This window comes from Duganella sp. BJB1802 (assembly GCF_013369445.1).
GTDB classification, from domain to species: domain Bacteria; phylum Pseudomonadota; class Gammaproteobacteria; order Burkholderiales; family Burkholderiaceae_D; genus Rugamonas; species Rugamonas vulcania_A.
The window spans coordinates 260,936-286,541 of sequence record NZ_JABWEF010000002.1; the positions used below are offsets into that span (position 1 = coordinate 260,936).

10 protein-coding genes are annotated in these 25,606 nt (G+C 66.3%); 5 read left to right on the forward strand and 5 right to left on the reverse strand.

Annotated elements, in window-relative coordinates; genetic code table 11:
• Positions 1 to 39 precede the first annotated feature (39 nt).
• Genes recD through HUX88_RS04370 form a run of 4 tightly spaced genes read right to left on the reverse strand, consistent with a single transcriptional unit; the run spans position 40 to position 12,324 of the window.
• Positions 40 to 2,016, reverse strand: coding sequence for an exodeoxyribonuclease V subunit alpha (gene recD, locus HUX88_RS04355; RefSeq protein WP_176360950.1), 1,977 nt, complete (start codon positions 2,014 to 2,016; stop codon positions 40 to 42).
• Positions 2,006 to 5,761, reverse strand: a complete 3,756-nt coding sequence (gene recB, locus HUX88_RS04360; RefSeq protein WP_176360951.1) for an exodeoxyribonuclease V subunit beta — start codon at positions 5,759 to 5,761, stop codon at positions 2,006 to 2,008. The genes recD and recB overlap by 11 nt, the downstream gene beginning before the upstream one ends.
• The gene (gene recC, locus HUX88_RS04365) at positions 5,758 to 9,171 is read right to left on the reverse strand and encodes an exodeoxyribonuclease V subunit gamma (protein ID WP_176360952.1); all 3,414 of its coding nucleotides are present in this window, start codon (positions 9,169 to 9,171) and stop codon (positions 5,758 to 5,760) included. The genes recB and recC overlap by 4 nt, the downstream gene beginning before the upstream one ends.
• Before the next feature lie 36 nt (positions 9,172 to 9,207).
• A complete protein-coding gene (locus HUX88_RS04370) occupies positions 9,208 to 12,324 on the reverse strand; it encodes a CHASE domain-containing protein (protein ID WP_176360953.1) in 3,117 nt (1,038 codons plus the stop codon).
• Positions 12,325 to 12,520: 196 nt separating this feature from the next.
• Between HUX88_RS04370 and HUX88_RS04375 the strand changes: the two genes are divergently transcribed.
• The 4 genes from HUX88_RS04375 (at position 12,521) to HUX88_RS04390 (ending at position 22,043) form a co-directional block, all read left to right on the forward strand.
• Complete coding sequence (locus HUX88_RS04375) at positions 12,521 to 14,116, forward strand: CehA/McbA family metallohydrolase (RefSeq protein ID WP_176360954.1); 1,596 nt, start codon at positions 12,521 to 12,523, stop codon at positions 14,114 to 14,116.
• A gap of 169 nt (positions 14,117 to 14,285) precedes the next feature.
• Complete coding sequence (locus HUX88_RS04380; RefSeq protein WP_117011451.1) at positions 14,286 to 16,166, forward strand: bifunctional diguanylate cyclase/phosphodiesterase; 1,881 nt, start codon at positions 14,286 to 14,288, stop codon at positions 16,164 to 16,166.
• A gap of 4 nt (positions 16,167 to 16,170) precedes the next feature.
• A complete protein-coding gene (locus HUX88_RS04385; RefSeq protein ID WP_117011452.1) occupies positions 16,171 to 21,075 on the forward strand; it encodes a HAMP domain-containing protein in 4,905 nt (1,634 codons plus the stop codon).
• Positions 21,075 to 22,043 (forward strand): CheR family methyltransferase, encoded by a 969-nt coding sequence (locus HUX88_RS04390; protein ID WP_176360955.1) that lies wholly within the window; start codon positions 21,075 to 21,077, stop codon positions 22,041 to 22,043. The genes HUX88_RS04385 and HUX88_RS04390 overlap by 1 nt, the downstream gene beginning before the upstream one ends.
• Positions 22,044 to 22,049: 6 nt before the next feature.
• Here HUX88_RS04390 and HUX88_RS04395 read toward each other — a convergent pair whose 3' ends face one another.
• A complete protein-coding gene (locus tag HUX88_RS04395) occupies positions 22,050 to 22,676 on the reverse strand; it encodes a glutathione S-transferase family protein (protein ID WP_176360956.1) in 627 nt (208 codons plus the stop codon).
• A gap of 161 nt (positions 22,677 to 22,837) precedes the next feature.
• Here HUX88_RS04395 and HUX88_RS04400 point away from each other — a divergent pair, with 161 nt between their 5' ends.
• Positions 22,838 to 25,492, forward strand: a complete 2,655-nt coding sequence (locus HUX88_RS04400) for a M1 family metallopeptidase (protein WP_176360957.1) — start codon at positions 22,838 to 22,840, stop codon at positions 25,490 to 25,492.
• The last annotated feature ends 114 nt before the right edge of the window (positions 25,493 to 25,606 follow it).

Genomic DNA, 25,606 nt, shown 5'->3' on the forward strand with positions numbered 1-25,606 from the left:
CAGCTATGACGATGCCCGGAACAGGCATCGTGCGGGGAATCAGTTGCCGAGGAGCGTGCGCAGGCCGCTGGCGCGCTGGGTGCGCTGGGCAATGGCGTCAAGCAGCACCTGGCTGTTCGGCGTGAGTAACGTAAAGTAGTCGCGGGCGCGCGTGATGCCGGTGTAAATTAGCTCGCGCGCCAGCATGCCGCCGCTTTCCTTGGGCAACACCAGCACCGTGTGCTGGAACTCGGAACCTTGCGATTTATGCACCGTCATGGCAAACGCCGTTTCGACATTGCGTAGCCGTGTGGCAAGAACGCTGCGCACATTGCCGCCCTCCGAGAAGTACACGCGCAGCGCGCCGGGACGCGCCGGATCGGGCAAAGTCAGGCCGATATCGCCGTTGAAAACGCCGGTGCCGTAATCGTTGCGCGTGACCATGACCGGCCGGCCGACATACCATTCGCCGCTTCTGCGCAGCAATCCGGCCGATTGCAATCTTTGTTCGATGACATCATTCAATCCGGCAACACCCCACTCGCCTTCACGCACGGCGCACAAAATCCGGAAGGTTTCAAAGCTCGTCAGCACGGATTTCACCCATGCAAGATGTACGATCTCCTCGCCCTCCGGCGCCCCGGATTTGACCATTTTGAGGTAAGCCTGGTAGCCGCCGGAGGCCCCGGCGCGGCCCGCCAAAGCCAGCTGAAGCAGGTCGGAAGACTGCGCCGGATCGATCCAGGCGACCTTGCAATCGATTCCATCACGCAACACTTGTAGTGCAGAAGCAGCATTTCCGGCGTTGACGGCGAGCGCCAACGCCCCGATCGGGCCGCCGAAACGCCGGCTTTCACGCAACATTACTGTCTGCTGAGCAATGGGCCCGCCGTCGCCGGCGTAGCTGTCCGGAATCTGTTGACCTGCGCTTGCTTGCACATAAGACAAGGTTTCGGACTCGTAGGCGCCCGCTTCCGCGTTGTGGCACAGGTCGCCCAGGACCGCGCCCGCCTCCACCGAGGCCAGCTGATCTTTATCGCCAAGCAAGATCAAGGTGGCATCCGGCGGCAAGGCGGCCAGTAAAGCGGACATCATCTCCAGGTGGATCATTGATGCCTCGTCAACAATCAACACATCGACTTCCAGCAGATTGCCGGCGTTGTGCTGGAACGCGCGCGTGCCGGGCCGGGCGCCGAGCAGGCTGTGCAGCGTCCGGGCCGCGCCCATGCGGGCAGCCAGTTCGCGCAAAGGCAAGGCGGCGCCGACTTTTTCGGCCAGATCGTCCAGCGCCGAATCGATCGATTGCTTGAGCCTGGCCGCCGCCTTGCCGGTCGGCGCGGCCAGCGCCACGCGCAAACCGGACTGGCGCGCGCCGGCCGTCGCGAACAGCAACGCCAGCAATCGCGCCACGGTGTAGGTTTTCCCGGTGCCGGGACCGCCGGTGATGATGCCCAGCTTGCCGCGCATGGCCACAGCGCAGGCGATTTTTTGCCAATCCGTGGCGCCGCCGCGCGGCGCGTGCGGGAACAATATATCGAGCCAATGACGGATATCGGAGGTGCTGGTCTCGGCATCCATGGCGATCAACCCGCCCAGCGCGCGGCCGCGCACGGCCTCGGCGACCAGCGTTTCATCGCGCCAATAACGGCGCAGGTACAGGCGCTCGCCGTCCAGCACCAGCGGTTGCTGGAAATCCAGGTCGCCAACCGGCCAGACCTGGTCGCAGCCTGCCAGCAGCGCCCGCCAGGCGGCGGCGTTCCTGGGCCAGGCGCCGGCGGCATCGCGCAGCGCGCGCCACTCGTCGCTGGTCCAGCCGAGCTGGCCCGAGGGATCGCCTGCCAGCTCATCCAACATCAGACAGCTGTGGCCGCGCCCTTCAAGTTCAGACAACAGCACGCAAGCCGCCATCAACTGCGGCGAACTGGTACCAACCGACGCGATAAAGCGCGCAAACGCCCCGCTCAGGCGGCGCAGCTGGCCGTTTTCGGTCAGCGCGTCGACTTGCTCAAACAAGGCTGCGGACGTTTCAATACTCATGCGGTGCCTCTGCTTGCGCTGCGCCGGACTCGTCCAGCAACCGGTCCAGCCCGTCCAACAGCGCCGGATCGGGTTCTATCAGGTAACAACCGCGCGTTTGCGGATTCGCAATGCCGCGCAGGAAAAGGAAAATCGCGCCGCCCAGGTGCTCGGCCGGATCGTATTCGTCGCCCAGTCGGCTCTGCAGCAGCCGGTGCAAAGCCAGCATGTAGATCGCGCCCTGGATGTCGTAGCGGTGCTCGGCCATCGCGGCCACCAGCGCCGGTTGGTGATAGGCGCCGTCCCCCGCGCCCAGCGCGTTCGACTTGTAGTCCAGCACCCAGAAGCAGCCCTCGTGCTCGAACACCAGGTCGGCGAAGCCTTTCAACATGCCGTGCAGCTGACGCTCCGGCAGCGCCGGCCGCGCCGCACCGCCCAGCAGATGCGTGGCGCACAGGCCATCGAGCGCGCCGGTGCTCAGGCGCTCGCTGGGGAACCAGAACTCCATCTCCGGCAGCGGCGCATCGATGGCGCTCAGCGGCGCCTCCAGATACGGCAAGGTGGTGCCGGCGATCTCGCGCAGCCACGCCAGCGTGTCCTCCAGGCGGTTGCCCCAGCCGGCGCGCTCCACCCGGCGCGTCAGGCGCGATTCGAAATGCTCGTGATCGACGATGGCAAAGCCCTCCTGCCCCATCCACTCCAGCTGCTCGTGCAGGAAGTTACCCGGCACCGAGCCGCGCGGGAAGCGGTGCCACGGCGCGTCTTCCACGCGGCCAGGCAGCGCGATGGACGGCAGGTCCGCGCCTTCCAGCAGGTTCTCCTGCAGGCCGTCGCGCGGCACGGGCAAGGCCGGCGCGGCGCCGCCGATGGTGCCGGTCGGCCCGGTGCGCCGCGCCAGCGAGCTGAAACTGCCCACCGACCAGTCACGTTCGAAACGGCCGGTGTAAAGCTGCGGCTCCAGCAACGGCGGGCGTTCTTCCACGCGGCTCAATCGCGTGTACTGCTGCATCGCCATCTCCAGCGTCTCGATGCTGATGCCGTCGCAGCCTTTGCAGGCGTGGCCCCAGCGCTCCATCATCAGGTCCGACGGCAGCGCTTCGCCACCAGTCAGCAGATAGCCCAGCGCCGATTCGTGCAGCGTGTTGTCGCCGGCCTTGCGGGCGGCCAGCGCCGTCACGCCCAGCCACAGGAAGTGGCGCGCGCGCGTCAGCGCCACGTACAGCAGGCGCAGGTCCTCCTGCAGGCGCGCGCGTTCGACCAGTTCCATCGCGGTGTCGGTGAGCGCCATGTCGATCTGACGCACGCCGTCGTCATCGCTGAATTCGAAGAAGCTGCGGTTGCGCCGCTCCACCTTGCGCGCCGTGACAGCGAACGGCAGGTACACCAGCGGATACTCCAGGCCTTTCGATTTGTGGACGGTGACGACCTTGACCAGCTCCGCATCGCTTTCCAGCCGCAGCACACGCTCGTCGCCGGCGCCCTCGCCGCCTTCGATCTGCTCGGCGAGCCAGCGTATCAGCGCCTGTTCGCCATCCAGCTGGCGGCTGGCCGATTGCAGCAGCTCGGCCAGATGCAGCAGGTTGGTCAGGCGCCGTTCGCCGCCCGGCTGCTGCAGCAAGGCCGCCGGCAGTTTCAGCTCGTGGATGAAACGGCGCAGCATCGCCAGCACGCCCTGCCGCTGCCACACGATGTGCAGCGCCTTCAACTGCTCGACGCGCGCCTCCCACGCCAGTTCGTCCGACGACAACAACGCCAGTTCCGCCAGCGGCAAGCCGGCGGTGCGGGTGGCGAAGGCGGCCCGCGCCAGCGCGCCGTCCAACGGACTGGCGACCGCCGACAGCCAGCGCAGCACGTCGGCCGCTTCCTCGCTGTCGGTGACGGAATCCTTGTCCGACAAATAGACGCTGGCGACCTGGCGCCGCTGCAGCGCGCGGCGTATGGCGGCGGCCTCCTTGCGGTCGCGTACCAGCACGGCGATGTCGGCCGGCTGCAGGCGCACAAAGCCCTTCGGGCCGTCGAAGCCCGCGCGTTCGTCGTTGAGCTGTGCGACGATATGCTCGGCGCAGTGCCAGGCGAAGAATTCGCGGTAGCTGTCCGCCTTCAGGTCCTGCGCGGCGCTGCAGGCGATGACCAGCGCCGGCACGTCGCCGTCGGTGTTGACCATGCGCTCATTGCGTCCCTTGGCACCGACCGCTTCGAACGGCAGCGGATTCTCGCGTGTGCCGGGATCGCGGAAGCGGAAGGCGCCGCGTCCAAAGCCGCCTTCCGCCGGCTGGCCCTCGGCGTACATGAACAGGTGGTTGACCGCGTCCACCACCGGCTTGGTCGAGCGGTAGTTGGTGCCCAGCTGGTAATGGCGGCCGGCGGTGGCCTTGCGCGCGGACAGGTAGCTGTGAATGTCGGCGCCACGGAAGCCGTAGATCGACTGTTTGGGATCGCCGATCAGGAACAGGCCAGTCTCGGGATCGTTGTCCGCCACGCGGTACAGCAGGTTGAAGATCTGGTACTGGTTGGGCGCCGTGTCCTGGAATTCATCGACCATCGCCACCGGATACTGGTCGGTGATGCGCTTGCGCAGCGCGGCGGCGTTCTCGCCTTGCAGCGCGGCGTTCAGGCGGTCCAGCATGTCGGCGAAGCCGAACTGGCGGCTGCGCTTCTTCAATTCGTCCATGCGCCTGGCGACCGCGCCGGCGGCGTGGCGGTACAGCGCGTGCGACAGCGGCTCGATGTCGTCCAGCGCCTTCTTCAGCGGCTCCATGGTCTCAAAGTCCTCCGGGATCGAGGCCGTGTAGCCTTTCGCGTAGGCGTCTTCCAGGCCGTGCGGCGTCAGGCGCTTCCAGGCGGTGTCCGAGATGTCGGGCATGACCATGGCGGCATCGTCGGCCCATGCACGCAGGCCGTTGAACCAGCTGACCAGCGACTCGGCGCGCATCTTGTTCCCATTGAAGCACTTGGGCGAGAGCACGCGCTCCGTCGCGATCCACTGTTCCATGCGGTTGGCGCGCTCCACCCAGCCGGTCTTCAGGTGCGCCAACTGTGCCTGCTGTTCGCGCTGGACGGCGGCGATCAGTTCACCCAGCGATTCGATTTGCGCGCCGTCGCCGATGATGTCGGCGCGTTTGACCAGCTCCCGTATGGAGCGCTTCAACGCGCCCACGTCGCCCCAGCACGACAGCAGCGCATCCAGCGAGACCGCGTTCAGCGGATAGACCTGCTGGCGCCAGTAGTCGTGCGCGGCGTCCTCGAACAGGGCCTGCTCATCGCTGACCAGCTCCTCGTCGAACAGGCTGCCGCTGTCGAAGGCGTGCTCGCGCAGCATGCGCTGGCACCAGGCATCGATGGTGAAGATCGCCGCCTCGTCCATCGTCTCCGCCGCCAGCATCAGCCGGTGCGCGGCCTGTTGCTGTTCGCTGTGGCTTGGATAGGATTCGAGGATCGCGTCCAGATAATCGTCGCGCGCCACACCGCTGTCCGCGCCCAGGCCCATGGCCGAATAGCCGCGGAAGTAGGCCGCCGCCTCCACCAGCCGCTCGCGCACGCGGTTCGACAGCTCGCGCGTGGCGGCGCGGGTGAAGGTCATCACCAGGATATCGGCCGGCAGCAAGGGGCGGCGATAGGCGTTGTCGCCGCCATGGCCCAGCACCAGCCGCACGTACAGCGCGGCGATGGTCCACGTCTTGCCCGTACCGGCGCTGGCCTCGATCAGGCGCGAGCCGTGCAGCGGGAAGCTCAGCGGATCAAGTGAGTTGGCGGTGTTGCTGCTCATGCTGATTCCTCGCCGTCGATGGCGTCTATCGTGATGTGTTGTTCCAGCCAGTCCGCCAGCGGGCCGTAGAGCGCTTGCGAGACATCGGCAAAATCCGGCTCGGCGCTGAGGGCCGCGAAGTCCGGCCACAGGCGCGCCAGGCACAGGTCGTCGTTCTCGCCGGAGATTTCGAAGCCGCCGTCGTACACGGCGCGCGCATCGCCGCCCTGCGCCAGCGCCAACGCGGTTTTGCAGGCGGTCGGCAACGGGCGGTTCATGCCGTCGCGCCAAAGACAGACCAGCTCCCGCAAGGCTTCCAGCGCGTCGGCCTGCGCCAGTGGTTTCATGGTGACGATGGCGTCGCGCGCCACCAGGAAGCCGGCGACAGGCATGCCGGCCGCCGACACCGCAAGCTGGCGCAGCCACATGGCGATCAATTTATCGCCGCGCGGCTTGCCCTGCTTGTCCGTGACCTTGGACGACATCTGCGCCAGCCACACGGTTTCGGTGCCGTTGCTGCGCAGCTGGTCGATCCAGTCGTCGATCTGCACGCCGGCCAGCTGGAGGCTCAACGCCACCTTGGATGCCGCCTTCGGATAGCGCTCGCGCAGCGTCAACCACGCGCAGCGCACCGGCACCAGCGCCTGCACCAGCTGGTGTTGGTACTGCTGGCCGATCAGGCCTATCGGCAGCACGCCTTCCCGCGCAAGGCGCTCGGCGCGTTCGGTCATCTTGTCGTAGACCTGGTGCAGCTCTTCGGCTTCAGCGCCGTCGTCCAGCATCGTATCTTCGAGCAGGTAGCGTTCCAGCGCATTCAGCGAGAATGGTTCCTCGTCCTCACCCACCAGCGCGGCGTCGCCGAACATCACGCCCAGGCGCTGACGGAAGAAGAAACGCACCGGCTGGCGCATGAAATTGTTCAGGCTTATGAGCTTGAGGCGGAATTTGTCGTCGATATCGAACTGCGGCAGCTCGGCGGCGACGGCCTCGCCGGTCTCCTCGCCGTGCGCCTCACGCCATTCACGCGCATAGGTCAGCAGACCGCCGTCCTCGAAGTAGCGGCGGCTGAACGGCTGCAGCGCGTGTTCCGTGGTGCGCGCGTGCAGATGTTCATCCTTCAGCGCCCAGGCGTTGACCAGGTAATCGCGCAACTGCGACACCAGCACCGACGGCGGCTGCTCGCTGTTGTCGCGCACATTGCGTCCGACCCAGCTAATATACAGCTTGTCGCGCGCGGCCAGCAGCGCCTCCAGCATCAGGTAGCGGTCATCGTCGCGGCGCGAGCGGTCGCCCGGCCGCGCCATGCCCGGCTGCGCCAGCAGGTCGAAGTCGGCCTTGGGCGCGCGGCGCGGGAAGTCGCCGTCGTTCATGCCCAACAGGCAGACCACACGGAACGGCACCGCGCGCATCGGCATCAGCGTGCAGAAGGTCACGCCGCCGGAGACGAATTGGTGGTTCAGCGTCGGCTCGTCCAGAAGGCCCAGCCACGCCTCGCGCAACACGGCCAGCGGCACGGCTTCGTCGTACTGCGCGCCTTCGCAGGTCTCCAGCCAGTTGTTGAGCGCATCGTCCAGCTGCGCCAGCGTCAGGCGGTCGCCCTCCTCGCCGGTCTTGAAGAAGGCCGCCAGCAGCGCGCGCGCCTGCACGCCCCACTCGGCCGGCGTATGGGCTCGTGCCAGCACCTCGCGCCAGTGCAGCAGCGCCTCGACCAGCTGCGCCAGCGATCCTGCCAGCGCCGCATCCAGTCCGCCCACTTCGCCATAAGCCTCGATGCCCGCGAAGGCCGCATTCTCGCCGCTGGCGTAACCCAGCAGCATGCGCCGCACGCCGAACAGCCAGGAATTCTGCTCGCCCGCCGCGCCCAGGCCAAGGCCGGCGCGGTGTTCGGTATCGAGGCCCCAACGCACGCCGGCGCCCTCGATCCACACGCCCAGTGTCGGCAGGTCGTCGTCGCCCAGGCCGAAACGCGCGGCCCGCGCCGGCACGTCCAGCAGGTCGCGCACCTCGCTCTGGCGGCAGCGCTGCTTCGGCAACCGCCGCAGCCACTCCAGCGCCACCAGCAGCGGATTGACGCTGCGGTCGTTGACGTCGCCGATCTCGAACGGGATGTGGCGCGGATCGCTGCGGCGGTGCTGCGCGAACACCGCGTGGATGGCGGCGGTGAAGGTGTCGATGTCCGGCACCATCACCACAACGTCGCGCGGACGCAGCCCGCTGCCGTCGGCGAACATCGCCAGCAGCTGGTCGTGCAGCACTTCGACTTCGCGCTGCACGCTGTGGGTGACGTGGAATTCGATGGAGCGGTCGTCGTCCGGCGGCGGCGTGTGCGGATGCTCCGACAATGGCAGCAGGTCGCGGATCGCCGCCTGCACCTGCGACAACAGCGTGCCGTTATCGCCTTCGCTAAACAGATCGATGCGCAGCGGCGCAACGTCGTCGTTTTCGGCCGCAGCGGCGGCCGAGGCTTCGTCGAATTCGTCCAGCATGCGGATAAAGTCGCGGCCCTGCCGCCCCCAGCTCGCCAGCAGCGGATGGCTGTGCGCGTGCAGCTCCTCCAGCGGAATCGCGCCCAGGTCCTGGCCGTTGCGCAGCTGCTGGCGACGATGCGCGGAGCGCAGCAGGTCGCGCCCTTCGATGATGTCGCCCCAGTAGAACTGGCAAGGATTGGGCACCGCCAGCACCACCTGCGTGTAGCGCGCCAGTGAGGCCAGCGCCTGCAGGCTTTGATACGGCAGCGCGGAAACGCCGAAGATCACGATGCGGCGCGGCAGTCGGCCCAGCGGTTCCTCGCCGGCCGCGCTGGCGCGCACGAATTCGGTGTGGACGGTGGCGCGGCCCAGCTCCCGCTCGTGCGGTTCGACGTCGTCGATCACGGCGCGCCACAACTGGCCCTGCCAGCGCTGGTCCTCCGGCAGCGGCTGCGCCTCGTTGCGGGCGTTGCGCAGCTGGTCGCGGCCATGCGCCCAGTCGTCCAGCCAGTCGGCGCGATAGACCTGGTATTGATCGAACAAGTCGGCCAGGCGTTCGGCCAGTTGCAGCCGGCGTTCCGCCTCGCCGTCCGCCAGGAAATGGCGCAGCGGCGTGAACACGGGATCGGCCAGCAAGGTAGGCAACAGGCGCATCAGGCGCCAGGTCAGCGGCCCCTTGTCGAAGGCCGAGCGCACCGGCACGCGCTCGCGCCCCAGCATGCCACGATAGGTCTCCCACAGGAAGCGCGCCGGCAGCGCCACACGGGTGGCCGCGCAAACCCGCATCTCCTCGGCCAGCGCGATCTTCAGCCATTCGGCCACGCCGTTCGACTGCACCAGGAAGATGTCCGATTCGAGCGCGCCCAGAGGATGATTGCGCAGCCATTGGAACACCGCCGCGCGCAGCTGCTCCATTTGATTACCGTGCAAAATCAGCAGGCCGGGGGTGATGCTCGAACGCATAGGGCTCTTCGTGGGAATGAAGCCCGTATTATCGCTCTAGCCGGGATCGTAGGCCAGTAGTTCCTGCTCCATGCGCTGGTCCAGCACCGCCAGCATGGCGTGCAGCTGCTGCACCAACTGGCGCGCGTTGGCGCAATCGGCGTCGTGGCGCACCTTTTCCAGCGCCAGGCACAGGTTCCCGAAGCGCATCGCACCGACCGCGCGGGCCGAGGATTTGATGCGGTGTCCCAGCTCGGACAAATGCGCCAGGTCTTCCTGCGCCAGCGCCGCGTCGACCTCCAGCATGCCGTCGCGGGCCGACTCCAGGAACAGCAAGGCGTACTTGCGCATCTTGTCGGCCTTGCCGCCGAAGGTCTGGGCCAGCGCGGCCACGTCCAGCAGCTCCGCCTCCTCCGGCAATGGCTCCGGCGTGGACGGCGCCACTTCGGCATGCGCGGCGGCCGGCTCCATCGCCCGCAGCGGCGGCTGCAGCGGCGCGGCGGCGCCATCGGCCATGGTGAAGTAGGACGGCGGCGGCGGCGCCAGCGGCCGCGCGAAACTGGCCGTGCGCGCCCGTTGGCTCATCCACTTGGACAGCATGTTGAACAGCAGCTTGGGCGCGATCGGCTTGGTGACAAATTCGTCCATGCCCGCGCCCAGGCAGCGCTCCTGGTCGTCGCGGCCGGCGTTGGCGGTCATCGCGATGATCAGCGTGGCCGACAACTTGGGATGGGCGCGGATCAGGCGCGTGGTTTCGTAGCCGTCCATGACCGGCATCTGCACGTCCATCAGCACGCAATCGAAGCGCTCCTTGAGCAGCAGGTCGATCGCCTCCTTGCCGTTGTTCGCCACGCAGACGGTGGCGCCGGCGTCCTCCAGCAGTTCCTGGCCCACCTGCTGGCTGAAGATATTGTCCTCGACCAGCAGGATGGAGGCGCCGCGTATACTGTCCAGCACATCCGGCTGCACCGATTCGTCGCTGGCCTGCAGCAGGCTGACGCCCTTGGCCAGCCGCGCCGTGAACCAGAAAGTGCTGCCGGCGCCCGGCCGGCTCTCGACACCCACGCCACCGCCCATCAACTCCGCCAGCTGCTTGCTGATGACCAGCCCCAGGCCGGTGCCGCCGTAGCGGCGCGTGGTCGACGTGTCGGCCTGGTGGAAGGACTGGAACAGCTGCTCCAGCTGCTCGGGCGACATGCCGATGCCGTGGTCCTCGACCTCGAAGCGCACCAGGATATGGCCGTCGCGCTCCTCCAGCGGCCGCGCGCGCACATACACCTTGCCATTCTCGGAGAACTTGATGGCGTTGCTGGTGAAGTTCAACAGCACCTGCTCCAGCCGCAACGGATCGCCGCGCAACTGCTGCGACAATCCCGGCCAGATCTCGTACACCAGCTCCAGCCCCTTGGCGGCCGCGCTCTCGCCCAGCTGGCTGGACATGTTGGACAGCAGCGAGTCGAGCGAAAAGTCCAGCACCTCCAGGTCCATCTTGCCCGCTTCGATCTTGGAGAAGTCCAGGATGTCGTTGATGATGCCCAGCAGGTGCTGGCCCGAATGGTAGATCTTCTGCAGGTAGTCGCGCTGCTTGGGATGCGTGACCGACTTCAGCGCCAGGTGGGCCATGCCGATGATGCTGTTCATCGGCGTGCGGATCTCGTGGCTCATATTGGACAGGAAGTCGCTCTTGGCCTGGTTGGCGATGTCGGCTTCCTCCTTCAGCTGATGCAGTTCGGTGACGTCGGTCGACAGGCCGATGACGGCCGTGACGGCGCGGTCGATCTCCACCGGCACCTTGACGGTCCACAGGTGCTGCACCACGCCGTCGCGGCCTACGTACTGGGTTTCGCCGGAGCGCTTGACGTTGTCGGCGAATACAGGCCGCTCCTGCGCCCACGCCGCGTCGGCCACGGAGGTCGGCATCAGCTCGCGATCGAGCTTGCCGACGATCTGCTCGACCGGTAGCCCCATCGAATCGGCCATCTTAGCGTTGACGTAGATGTAGCGGCGCTTCTGGTCCTTCATGTAGACGTGGGCGTCGACGTTGTTGAGCACCGTGTCGAGCAGCACGCCCTGCTTGAGCGCGCGCCGGCGCGAGGTGTACAGCACGAAGAAGTAGCTGTACAACAGCATGGTGCCGGCGAAGCCGGTCAGGCCGGCGATCCACGGAAAATACACGTCGAAGCCGGTCAGCAAATCGGTCTTCCTGACCTGGAACTGCGCCTTCCACAGGCTGCCGTTGAAATCGATCGGCAGCACCGATTCGTAAAACTGGCCCTTCGCCGCCGACGGAATCGGCGAGTCCTGCACCGTGCCGTTATCGTTGAACAGCAGATGGTCGCTCTTCTCGATCACCAGGCGGCGCTGCTCGACGTCCTTGCTGCCGTCGGCATACAACATCAGGCGCACCTGGCGCACGGTCATCTCGTCGATCGCGCCCTGCACCAGCTTGGGCACGCTGAAGCCGATGCCCACCGATCCCAGATAGGCGGCGCGCCGGCCCGCCACGTCGGCCACCGGCATGTTGCGGCGGTAGACCGGCAAGCGGATGCCCAGGCCGATGTGCGGCGTCGGATGCTGGACCACGATAGGCTGGCCCGATGCGATCACCTGGCCGCTGTCGCGCGACGCCGCCACCATTTTTTCGATCGCCGGATTGGCCGTCACATCGACGCCCATTTTCTCGCTCAACATCAGCGCCGGCTCCAGATAGGTCAGCACCGCATAATGCGGGCGGCGGCCGGGCGGCTTGATATCGAACGCCGGATAGCCCTGCGGCGACATGCTGCGGTCCGCGCGCACGCGGGCGATGAAGGCGTCGCGCTGATCGTCGCGCACCAGCGGCGCCCAGGTCACCGCCTCGATCGCCGGGAAGTGGCGCGGAATCTCCAGGCTGGCCACGTACTGGTGAAACTGCAGGCGTGTCAAATCATCGCTGGTCTGGAACAGCGCCACCAGCCCGCGCGTCAGATCGGAATACGATTTGATGCGGGCCGAAATGCCATACTGCGTGCCGCGCGCCAGGTTCTCGAAACGCTGGCGGGCATCGTCGTCGACCGTCTTGGCAGCGGAGCCATACAGGGCCGCGCCGACGGCCAGCGCCAGCACGCCACCCGCCAGCCAGAACAGCAGGCGGGGGCTGCGGACCGCTTCCGTCGCGTTACCCGATTTCAGCATGCGCGATCACTTTTGGTCGATATATTGGCGGAAAATTTTGCATCACAGCAGCATACTATTAATGCCGCTTGGGAACCAGTGAAACAATTGGAGAGAATTTCTCCGGCAGCCTTTCAAAATTAAAGGGAACCTTATGCGATAAGGCGCGCTCTAAAAGATGAGGCCGGCAATCCGCCGGTATTGAGGGAGACTCATCATGCGCGCGCCATCCATCTCGGCGATTTTATTCGCAAGCATCCTTTGTGTTCCGGCGGCCAGTCATGCGACGACTGGCGACCACCATGAATTCAACGCCTGGCTGGAGGCGCCCTTCCGCGCCGACGCGCTCGGGGCGCGCACGCTGACGCTGCATTTTTCCGCGCCCGACCCGCAAGCCGGCGACACGCTGCGCTGGCGCCTCACCCTGCTGGCGCCGGACGGACGCGCGCTGCGCAACTGGCGTGGCACGCGGCAACCGGACGAACCGGCCGGCCCCGTGACGCTACGCTGGCGCACGCCGCCGACGTTGCGCGCGGGCGTCTACAGCCTGCGCTTGCGCGCCAGCGCCGGCGACGGCCCCACGATCGAGCAAAGCTGGAACGTGGCGGTGGGCGCGGCGCCGCTGGCGTCCCCGCTGGCGCCGCCGACCGGCGACGCGCTGCCCTACGCCGTCTACCTGGGCAACCTGCACAGCCAGACCAGCCACAGCGACGGCGGCGGCGCGCTGGACCACTGCACCGGCGCGCAGCCACCGCAAAGCGCGGCGCTGGGGCCATCGGACGCGTACGCCTACGCCCAGCAACACGGGCTGGATTTCCTGATGACATCCGAACACAACCACATGTACGACGGTTCGGACGGCACCAACAGCGCGGCCGACCCGGCCGCCGCCAAGGCCCTGTACCAGAGCGGCCTGCAGGCGGCCTCAGCGTGGAACCAGGCCCATCCGGCGTTCCTCGCCATCTACGGCCAGGAATGGGGCGTCATCAACAAGGGCGGCCACCTGAATATCTTCAACAGCGGCGAACTGCTGGGCTGGGAACGCAACGCCAAGGGCGAACTGATCGCCGACACCGAAACGCCCAAGAGCGACTACGCCTTTCTGTACCGGCTGATGCGCGAACGCGGCTGGTTCGGCCAGTTCAACCATCCGCAAGACGACCAGTTCGCCATCGGCGGCAAGCCGCTGGCCTGGAACGCGGACGGCGACCAGACCATGCTGCTGTGCGAAGTGATGAACAGCAGCGCCTTCTCGTCCCGCAGCGACGAGGGCGAAACCCACCTGAGCAACTTCGAGCCGGCCTGCAACAAGCTGCTGGAGGCCGGCTACCACCTCGCCTTCAGCAGCGACCAGGACAACCACTGCGCCAACTGGGGCAGCGCCTACAGCAATCGCACGGGCGTGCTGATGCCGCCCGGCGCGCCGCTCGACGCCGCCGGGCTGCTGGACGCGCTGCGCGCCCGTCGCGTATTTGCCACGATGGACAAGAACGCCCAACTGGTGCTCACCGCCAACGGCCACCTGATGGGCGAACGCATCGTCAACAACGGCAAGCTGACCTTGCAGGCGAACTACGCCAGCAAGACCGGCCACGCCGTTGCCGCCGTCACCATTTTCCAGGGCGTGCCGGGGCGCAACGGCACGGTCGCGGCCCTCAGCGACAAGCCCCGGAGCGTGATCCGCCCGGCCATCGGCGAGCATTTTTATTACGCCAGGGTGACCCAGGACGATGGCAAAATGCTGTGGAGCGCACCCATCTGGGTCAGCCAGCGCGGCCGCAATCGTGCGCTGGGGAAAATTGAGTTGCGATAATATTTTTTCTGGTAAAAAATATTCCACAAGTCGATTGTCAGATTGATAAAATGAGGCTTTCACCATTCTTTGGCAGAGCCTGATTTTGCTTGACTCCCGGACACACAAGAGTATCTTTTACCTTACAGACACAGTGCGATTGCCCGACACCTCAACCGTTCAGCTAGCCGTGCCTATTCCCAAAGTCCTCCTCGTCAACGACGACCCGGCCAGCCTGTATGCGCTGGAGAGCTTGCTGTCGGAGGCGGCCGACCAGCATGTCTATGAACTATTGACGGCGGGCTCCGGCAAGGAGGCGCTGCGCCAGGTGCTGCTGCACGAATTCGCCGTGATCCTGCTCGATGTCAGCATGCCCGGCATGGACGGCTTCGAGACGGCCGAGGCGATCCACTCCCATCCCCGCTCGGCCAGCGTGCCGATCATCTTCATCACCGCGCACTACGCGGACGAAATCAACCGCCTCAAGGCCTACCAGAAAGGCGCGGCCGACTACCTCTTCACGCCGGTGATACCGCAAATCCTGCAGGCGAAGGTGGCGGTGTTCGTCGAGATGACGAAGAAGAATATCCTGCTGCGCAAGAAGAGCGAACAGCTGGCGCGCCTGAACCAGGACCTGCGCGTGCAGCGCCTGCAGGACCTGGAGCGCATCAACGCCGAACTGGAACAGGAAATCAAGGACCGCAAGCAGGCCGAGTCGCGCGCCCACGAGCTGTCCACCCGCGACGCGCTGACCAACCTGGTCAACCGCCGCGCCCTGATCCAGCAGTTGGAGCACGCCGTGGCCACGTCGGACCGCAGCGGCGCCGGCTTCGCGCTGCTGTTCCTCGATCTGGATAAATTCAAGCAGATCAACGACAGCTACGGCCACGAAGCCGGCGACGAGCTGCTGCGGCAGGTCGCGGCGCGGCTGACGGCCGCGGTGCGCGTGGCGGACGTGGTGGCGCGCCTGGGCGGCGATGAATTCGTGGTGTTGATCGAAGGCCGGGCTGCTGCGGCCAATGCCGCGCGCGTGGCGCGCAAGATCGAACTGGCCTGCGCCCTGCCCTTCGAGATCGGCAGCAACCGCCTGAAGACCGCGGCCAGCATCGGCATCGCCATCTATCCGCAGGACGGCGCCAACGCGCAGGCGCTGATGAAGAACGCCGACACCGCCATGTACCACGCCAAACAGAACACCGCCGGACCGGTGCAGTTCTTCCACGAAGAGCTCAATGTGCGCGAACGCGAACGCGAACAGTGGGCGCTGGAGCTGCGCAAGGCGCTGGCCGCCGGCCAGCTGGAACTGCGCTATCAGCCGCAGGTCGATATCGCCACCGGCCGCACCGTCGGCGCCGAGGCACAGCTGTACTGGCGCCATGCCACCAGGGGCTTGCTGGAGGCCGGGCAGTTCCTGCCATTCGTGCAGGAGCGCGGGCTGCTGGACCGCGTCGACACCTGGGTGATCGCGCAGGCCTGCGCACAGGCCGCGCTGTGGCAGCCGGTGGCTGTCGCCGCCTATGGCGCGGCGCCGTGCATCTGGATCAACCTGGCCACGCCGCAGATCAACGGCGACCTGCCGCAAACGCTGCTGCCGGCGATCCGCAAGCACCGGCTGCCGCCGGGCAGCATCGGCGTGGAGCTCAACGAGAAGCAGCTGCAAGGCGCTGCCGAGCCGCTGACCCAGTTGCTGCTGCAATTGCAGGCCGGTGGCGTGCGCGCCGCGCTGGACGATTTCGGCAGCGCACGCTCCTCGCTGGCCGCCTGCAAACGCTGGCAGCTCAATGTGTTGAAGATAGACCGAAGCTTCATCCACGCCATCGGCAACGACGAAGGCGGCACCGACATCGTCGCCGCCGTCATCCACCTGGCCCGCGCGCTCGCCATGCGGATCGTGGCGATGGGTGTGGACGAAAGCGCGCAGCTCGACGTGCTGCGCGCGCTGGGCTGCGACAGCTGCCAGGGCGAACTGTTTTTCCCGCCGCTGACCGCGGCGGCATTGATCGAACAAGCGGAAGCCAGACAACACGCCACCGCCATCCAAACCCATTCCCTCCTAAACGACGAGGATTAAGCCGATGAACAATATGACCGACATGGGCGAACAGGTAGACGCCAAGCGCCTGCTGGCGACCCTGATGGCGCTGAAGAAAGGCGACTTCACCGCACGCATGCCGTCCGACTGGACCGGCATGGCGGGCAAGATCGCCGACACGCTCAACGAGATCATCGAGACCAAGGAAAAAATGGTGTCGGTGGTGACGGAAGTCAGCCGCGTGGTGGGGCGCGAAGGCCGCCTGACGCAGCGCGCGCAGGTGCCCAACATGGCCGGCGGCTGGGCCTCCATCATCAGCGCGGTCAACGCCCTGATCGACGACCTTGTGCGCCCGACCACCGAGATGGCGCGCGTGATCGGCGCCGTGGCGAAGGGCGACCTGTCGCAGACCATGGCGCTGGAGGTGGACGGCGTGCCGCTGAAGGGCCAGTACCTGCGGGCGGCCACCACGGCCAACACCATGGTGGAGCAGCTGTCGTCGTTCTCGTCCGAGGTGACGCGGGTGGCGCGGGAGGTCGGCACCGAGGGTAAGCTGGGCGGCCAGGCGCAGGTGAAGGGCGTGGCCGGCACGTGGAAGGACTTGACCGACTCGGTGAACTCGATGGCGGGTAACCTGACGTCCCAGGTGCGTAACATCGCCGAGGTGACCACCGCCGTGGCGAACGGCGACTTGTCCAAGAAGATCACGGTGGACGTGCGCGGCGAGATCCTGCAGCTGAAGGACACCATCAACGTGATGGTGGACCAGCTGCGCTCCTTCGCGTCGGAGGTGACGCGGGTGGCGCGCGAGGTGGGTACCGAGGGTAAGCTGGGCGGCCAGGCTTATGTGCCGGGCGTCGGCGGCACCTGGAAGGACTTGACCGACAACGTGAACTTCATGGCGTCCAACTTGACGGGCCAGGTGCGTAACATCGCGGCGGTGACCACCGCGGTGGCGAACGGCGACTTGTCCAAGAAGATCACGGTGGACGTGAAGGGCGAGATTCTCGAACTGAAAAACACCATCAACGTGATGGTGGACCAATTGTCCTCCTTCGCATCGGAGGTGACGCGGGTGGCGCGCGAGGTCGGCACCGAGGGGAAGCTGGGCGGCCAGGCCCAGGTGAAAGGCGTCGCCGGCACGTGGAAGGACTTGACCGACTCGGTGAACTCGATGGCGGGTAACTTGACGGGCCAGGTGCGCAACATCGCGGACGTGACCACCGCCGTGGCGAACGGCGACTTGTCCAAGAAGATCACAGTGGACGTGAAGGGCGAGATCCTGGAACTGAAAAACACCATCAACGTGATGGTGGACCAATTGAACTCCTTCGCATCCGAGGTGACGCGGGTGGCGCGCGAGGTGGGCACCGAGGGTAAGCTGGGCGGCCAGGCCAACGTGCCCGGCGTGGCCGGCACCTGGAAGGACTTGACCGACGGCGTGAACTCGATGGCCGGTAACTTGACGGGCCAGGTGCGTAACATCGCGGACGTGACCACCGCCGTGGCGAACGGCGACTTGTCCAAGAAGATCACGGTGGACGTGAAGGGCGAGATTCTCGAACTGAAGAACACCATCAACGTGATGGTGGACCAATTGTCCTCCTTCGCATCCGAGGTGACGCGGGTGGCGCGCGAGGTGGGTACCGAGGGTAAGCTGGGTGGCCAGGCGTATGTGCCGGGCGTCGGCGGCACCTGGAAGGACTTGACCGACAACGTGAACTTCATGGCGTCCAACTTGACGGGCCAGGTGCGTAACATCGCGGCGGTGACCACCGCCGTGGCGCGCGGCGACTTGTCGAAGAAGATCACGGTGGATGTGAAGGGCGAGATCCTGGAGCTGAAGGACACCATCAACGTGATGGTGGACCAATTGTCCTCCTTCGCGTCCGAGGTGACGCGGGTGGCGCGTGAAGTGGGTACCGAGGGTAAGCTGGGCGGCCAGGCCAACGTGTCCGGCGTGGCCGGCACGTGGAAGGACTTGACCGAGAACGTCAACCAGCTGGCGGCAAACCTCACCAACCAGGTGCGCGCGATCGCCGAGGTGGCGACCGCCGTGACGCGCGGCGACTTGTCCCGTTCCATCCAGGTGGAGGCGCGCGGCGAGGTCTCCTACCTGAAGGACAACATCAACGAGATGATCCGCAACCTGAAGGACACCACGCTGAAGAACGCGCAGCAGGACTGGCTGAAGACCAACCTTGCGCGCTTCACCCGACTGCTGCAGGGCCAGCGCGACTTGCAGGCCGTGACCAAACTGATTCTGTCCGAGCTGGCGCCGCTGGTGTCGGCCCACCACGGCGTGTTCTACATGATGGACTCGCAGGAATCGGACGCCCGCCTGCGCATGATCGCCAGCTACGGCTACCGCTCCAGCCGCAAGTTGCCGACCTCCTTCCTGCCGGGCGAAGGCCTGGTGGGCCAGTGCGCGGTGGAGAAGGTCCGCATCTGGCTGACCGACGTGCCGCGCGATTACATCGTCGTCTCGTCCGGCCTGGGCGCGGCGCCGCCGACCAACATCGTGGTGCTGCCTATCCTGTTCGAGCAGCAGGTCAAGGCGGTGATCGAGATCGCCTCGCTGGACCGCTTCACCGAAACCCACTTGTCCTTCCTCGACCAGCTGATGGAATCGATCGGCGTGGTGCTGAACACCATCGAGGCGAACAGCCGTACCGAATCGCTGCTGACGCAATCGCAATCGCTGGCGCAGGAACTGCAGCAGACCAACCAGGAGCTGGCCGAAAAAGCCCGCCTGCTGTCTGAGCAGAACATCGAGGTGGAACGCAAGAACCGCGAGGTGGAACAGGCCAAGCTGGCGCTGGAGGAAAAGGCCACCCAGCTGGCACTGTCCTCCAAGTACAAGTCCGAGTTCCTGGCGAATATGTCGCACGAGCTGCGCACGCCTTTGAATTCGCTGCTGATCCTGGCGCAGCAGCTGGGCGACAACCCGGACGGCAACCTGTCCGGCAAGCAGGTGGAATTCGCCAAGACCATCCACGGCTCCGGCTCCGACCTGCTCACGCTGATCAACGACATTCTCGACCTGTCGAAGATCGAATCCGGCACCGTGACGCTGGACGTCTCCGAGTACCGCTTCCAGAACCTGCGCAACTACGTCGACCGCACCTTCCGCCACATGGCCGAGGCCAAGCACCTGGGCTTCTCCGTGGAGCTGAAGGACAACCTGCCGACCGCGATGATGACCGACACCACGCGCCTGCAGCAAGTGCTGAAAAACCTGCTATCGAACGCGTTCAAGTTCACCACGCACGGCCAGGTGTCGCTCAATATCAGCCTGGTGAACAGCGGCTTCTCCAGCGACCACCCCAACCTGCTGCACGCGGACGCGGTGCTGGCCTTCGCGGTCAGCGACACCGGCGTCGGCATCGCCGCCGACAAGCTGCAGCTGATCTTCGAAGCGTTCCAGCAGGCCGACGGCTCCACCGCCCGCAAGTACGGTGGCACGGGCCTGGGCCTGTCGATCTCGCGCGAGCTGGCGCGCCTGCTGGGCGGCGAGATCCGCGTCGAATCGGCGGTCGGCAACGGCTCCACGTTCACGCTGTTCCTGCCGTATAACCGCGCGGGCTTCATCAACTACGACATGGGCCGCCAGCCGCAGGTGCGCCTGCCGACGCCCGCCCCGCAAGTGGTGTACACGCCGCCGCACTACAGCGAGCTGTCGATGCCGGAGCACGACAACGGCAACGCCATCACCGACATCGACACCGACATGGAGGAATACAGCAGCAGCGACGACCGCGGCCTGGTGGCGCCGGGCGATCCATCGGTGCTGATCATCGAGGACGACGAGCGCTTCTCCAAGATCGTGCTCGATTTCGCGCGCGAGAAGAACTTCAAGGGCATCGTGACGATGCAGGGCGATTCGGCACTGAGCTTGGCGCGCGACTACCTGCCGTCCGCCATCCTGCTCGACCTGGACCTGCCGGACATCGACGGCTTCACGGTGCTGGACCGCCTGAAGCGCGACCCGAGCACGCGCCACATCCCGGTGCATGTGATGTCCAGCCTGCGCGAGCGCGAACGGGCGCTGCGCCTGGGCGCGATCTCCTACCTGAACAAGCCGGTCAGCAAGGCCGCCCTGCAGGAGGAATTCACGCGCATCCAGAAGTTCCTGCTGGGCGGTAAGCGCAGCCTGCTGGTGGTGGACGACGAACAAATGCAGCGCGACGCCATCGTCGCCCTGATCGGCGACGCCGACCTGCACATCGTCGCCGTCGACACCGGCCAGGCGGCGCTGGACGCGCTGCGCGAAGCGCACTTCGACTGCATGGTGCTGGACCTGACGCTGCCCGACATCAGCGGCTTCGACCTGCTCGACATCATCGGCAAGGACGAATCGCTGCGCGACCTGCCCATCGTGATCAACACCGCCAAGGAGTTGAACCGCAAGGAGGTGGCAAAGCTGAAGCGCTACGCCAAGACCATCGTCATCAAGGACGCCCGCTCGCCGGAACGCCTGCTGGACGAAACCGCGCTGTTCCTGCACCGCTCGCAGGCCAGCCTGCCCGAGGCGCAGCGCCGCATGCTGGAGGAGATCCACGCGGCCGACGGCGGCCTGGCCGGCCGCAAGGTGCTGATCGTCGACGATGACTTGCGCAACATCTTCGCGCTGTCTTCGCTGCTGGAGCGCCAGCAGATGCAGGTGTCGTTCGCCGAGAACGGCCGCGACGGCATCGAGGTGCTGGAAAAGGATCCGACCATCGAGATCGTCCTGATGGACATCATGATGCCGGAGATGGACGGCTACGACACCATGCGCGCCATCCGCCGCATCCCCAAATTCAAATCGCTGCCGATCATCACGCTGACGGCGAAGGCGATGAAGGGCGACCGAGACAAGTGTATCGCGGCCGGCGCGTCGGACTACATCACCAAGCCGGTGGACGTGGCGCAGCTGCTGTCGCTGATGCGGGTGTGGCTGCACTGATGAGCGTCATGAACTCGTTGTGGCATCGCTGCGCGCAGCTGCGGCCCGCCATTTACCGGCGGGCGGCCGGCGATCCGCGGGCGTCCGTGGCTTCCACAGCTTCCACACTCGGCGAGGTCCATGCCGGCGCCCAGCGCCGGCATTCCCCGTCCACGGTGGAGGAGCTGGAACTGGAGCTGCTGCTGGAGGCCGCGTTCCAGGTCTATGGCTACGACTATCGCGGCTACCAGCGCGACGTCGTCGCGCGCCGCGTGCAGGCGGCGATGGCGCAGCTGTCCTTGTCCACCATCTCGGCGCTGCAGGCCCGCGTGCTGCACGAGCCGCATGCGTGGAATGTGCTGCTGCGGGAGCTTTCGGTGGAACCGGCGTTGATGTTCGACGACGCCGCCGAAGCGTCGCTGCTGCGCATGTCGCTGGGCGTGTGCCTGCACGGCGCCGCGCTGCCGCGCGTGTGGCTGGCCGACTGCGCCGGCGCCCAGCAAGCGTGGACGCTGGCCATCCTGCTGGAACAGGAGCAGCTGGGCGCGCGCACCGAAATCTACGCGACCGTCTCCAGCGACGCCCTGCTGGCCGAAGCGCAGACCGCAAGCCTGCCGATGGCGCGGCTGGGTGAACTGCAGGCCAATTACATGCGCAGCGGCGGCACCGGCAAGCTGCTCGACTATTTCGAAGTCAGCGGCGACGGCCTGCATGCGACGCTGCGGCCGCAGCTGCGCAACCGCATCACGTGGGCGCAGTACAACCTGGTCACGGACGCCTCGTTCAACGAGTTCCAGATGATACTGGGGCGGCGCGCCCTGCCCGACTTCGGCCCGGCGCTGCGCCAGCGCGTGCTGCGGCTGTTCGACGACAGCCTGGCACCGACCGGCATGCTGGCGCTGGACCGGCCGCTGGATGCGGGCGATCCGCTGGCCGCCCGCTACAAACCCTTGTTCCCGCAGCAGCCCTGGTACAAGCGCGTGGCCTGAGCGTTGCTAGTACACGGCCGAAGCGCTCGGCCGTTCCGCAACGCGGTCGCGCCAAGCCTGCAGATGGTTCATGCCCTCCGCGCCCGGCCGGAACTTCATCAGGCCGCGCGCAAACTCCAGCGCGCAAAAAGCCGTGATGTCGGCGATGGTGAAGCGCTGCCCCGCCACGAACGGCTGGCCCGCCAGCACGCCATCCAGCCAGCGCGCCGTGTCGCGCATCTTCTCGCCCTGCGAGGCGCCGAAATCGGCGAACTGCGGCTGCTCCAGTATCGCCAGGCCCGGATGCGTATGACGTATGCAGTTGGCGATGCCCAGGAACAGATGCAGCTCGACGCGGCGATCCGTCATCTCGATGAAGGCGCGCTCGTCGAAGCCGTCGCCCATCAGGTTGGGCTCCGGCGCGTAGCCCTCCAGCCAGGTGCAGATGGCGCGCGTTTCGCACAGGATGCGGCCGTCGTCCAGCTCCAGCGCCGGCACGCGGCCGAACGGATTCTTCGCCAGATACGCGGCGCTGCGGTGCGCGCCGCCGAGCAGGTCGATCGACACCTGCTCGATATCGGCCAGTCCCTTCTCGGCCATGAACATGGCGACCCGGCGCGGATTGGGGGTGCGCGGCGAGGTATAGAACTTCATGGTGGTTCCTTTCATCGGATGGTCATACCGGCATCATAGCTTGAACCACGGCCACCAAGATTGACATTGTGACCAGATAGCCGTAGATTGCTCGTTGGCCCACGAAGCCAATAACGGTTTATATCGTTTGCCTATCGGCTCACCCTACTGAAGGATCATGCATGAAACGCAGTTTGATATCGCTCGCCGTGATGGCGCTGCTCGGCCTCTCCACCGGCCTCGCCCCACTGACCGTGGCCGCCGCGCCGGCCGCCAAGGCCGCCAAGGCCACCACCCAGCTTCCCCGCAACGCCGTGCCCACACACTACGCGGTTTCGCTGGTGCCGGATGCCGCCAACAGCAGCTTCAGCGCCAGCGTCGTCATCGCGCTAGACATCAAGCAGGCCAGCAACAGCATCACCCTCAACGCCGCCGACCTGAAATTCAGCGCCGCCGCGATCAGCGCGGGACCAGGCAAGCCTGCGCTGGCCGCCAGCAAGATCAGCGTCGACAACGACAAACAAACCGCCACCTTCGAGTTCGCCCAGCCGCTGGCGGTGGGCAGCTACCAGCTCAAGCTGGACTACACCGGCGTGATCGGCACCCAGGCGGCCGGCATCTTCTCGCTGGACTATCAGAACGGCGGCGAAAAGAAGCGCGCCCTGTACACCCAGTTTGAGAACTCCGAAGCGCGCCGCATGATCCCGTCGTGGGACGAGCCGTTCTACAAGGCCACCTTCGCGCTGGAGGCGACCGTGCCTGCCGGCCAGATGGCCGTGTCGAACATGCCGCTGGCCTCCACCAGCAAGCTGGCCGACGGCCGAGAGCTGGTGCGCTTCGCCACCTCGCCGAAGATGTCGACCTACCTGCTGTTCTTCGGCCTGGGCGAATTCGAACGCGCCAGCGCGGTCGAAGGCGGCACCGAATTGGGCGTCGTCACGCAGAAAGGCTCGCTGGGCCAGGCCCAGTTCGCGCTGGACTCGTCGGTGGCCGTGCTGAAGGAATACAACGACTACTTCGGCGTCAAGTACCCGCTGCCAAAGCTGGACAACATCGCCGCGCCGGGCCGCAGCCAGTTCTTCAGCGCGATGGAAAACTGGGGCGCGATCTTCACCTTCGAAGCCGCGATCCTGCTCGATCCGCGCGTCGCCACACAGTCGGACAAGGAAACCTCCTTCCTGGTGGCCGCGCACGAAATGGCGCACCAATGGTTCGGCGACCTGGTCACGATGACCTGGTGGGATGACCTGTGGCTCAACGAAGGCTTCGCCTCGTGGATGGAATCGCGCACCACCACCCGCCTGCACCCCGAATGGAATTGGGAGCTGCGCGCCGTCGGCACCCGCGAGCAGGCCATGGGCCGCGACGCGCTGGTCACCACCCATCCGGTGGTGCAGCACATCGCCACCGTGGAACAGGCCAGCCAGGCCTTCGACAGCATCACCTACCAAAAGGGCGAGTCGGTGATCCGCATGCTGGAGAACTACGTCGGCGACGACGCCTGGCGCGCGGGCGTGCGCAGCTACATGGCCAAGCACGCGTATGGCAACACGGTGTCCGACGACCTGTGGCGCGAAGTGGAAAAAGCCGCGCACAAGCCGATCACCGCGATCGCGCACGACTTCACGCTGCAACCTGGCGTGCCGATGATACGCGTGGCCGATGCCGTCTGCAAAAACGGGCAGACCACCATCGCGCTGACGCAGGGTGAGTTCAGCAAGGACCGGACCGACAAGAAGCCGTTGAGCTGGCGCGTGCCGGTGATCGCCCAGACCGTGGGCGGCGCGCCGGTGCGCGCCCTCGTCAACGGCAAGGCCAGCATGACGCTGCCCGGTTGCGGCACGGTGCTGGTCAACGCGGGCCAGAGCGGCTACTACCGCACGCTGTACGCGCCGAAGGCGTTTGCCGCGCTGACCGACAGCTTCGCCGGCCTGCCGGCCATCGATCAACTGGGCCTGCTGTCGGACAGCTGGTCGCTGGGCATGGCGGGCCTGATGCCGGCCTCCAGCTTCCTCGACCTGGCCAGCAAGGCGCCGCTGGACGCCGCGCCGCAGGTGTGGGAGCAGATCGCCGGTTCGCTGGCCGCCCTGCACCAGAGCTACGAAGGCAAGCCTGAACAACAGGCCGCGTTGGACCGCTACGCGCGCAAGCGCCTGGCGCCGGTGCTGGCGCGCGTCGGCTGGACCAAGGCCGCGGATGAAGCCGCGCCGGTGGCCAACCTGCGCGAAACGCTGATCAACGTGCTGGGTGCCGTCGGCGACGAAGGCGTGGTGGCGGAAGCGCGCCGCCGTTATGCCGCCTCGGCCACCGACAAGGATGCGATGCCCGCCGCGCTGCGCCGCCCCATCCTGGGCGTGATCGCCGCCAATGCCGATGCCGCGACCTGGGACCAGCTGCACGCAGCCGCCCGCGAAGAAAAATCGACCATGATCAAGAGCGAGCTGTATGACCTGCTTGCCATCGTCAAGGACAAGGCACTGGCGCAGCGCGCGCTGGAACTGGCGTTGACCGACGAAGGCGGTGCCACCGAAGGCGCGTCCATCCTGAACCACGTGGCCGGCCATCACCCGGACATGGCCTACGACTTCGCCGTCGGCCATCACGGACAGCTGGAGAAGAAGATCGATGCCACCTCGCGCAGCCGCTACTTCCCAGGCCTTGGCGGCCGCTCGGCCGATCCGGCCATGATCGACAAGCTGCGCGCCTACGCCAAGCAATACCTGCCGGCCGAAGCGCAAGGCGACACCCGGACCGCGATCGCCTCGATCCAGTACCGCGTGAAGCTGCGCACCACGCGCCTGCCGGAAATCGACGCCTGGCTCGCCAAGCACGGCTGATTGGGCAAAAAAAAAACCAGCGTCATCGCGAGATGATGCTGGTTACGAAAACGCTCGAAAGCGTGGGGATGGCTGTTTGTCCGGCGGCGATGGTGCCGCCTGGACGAAATTTGT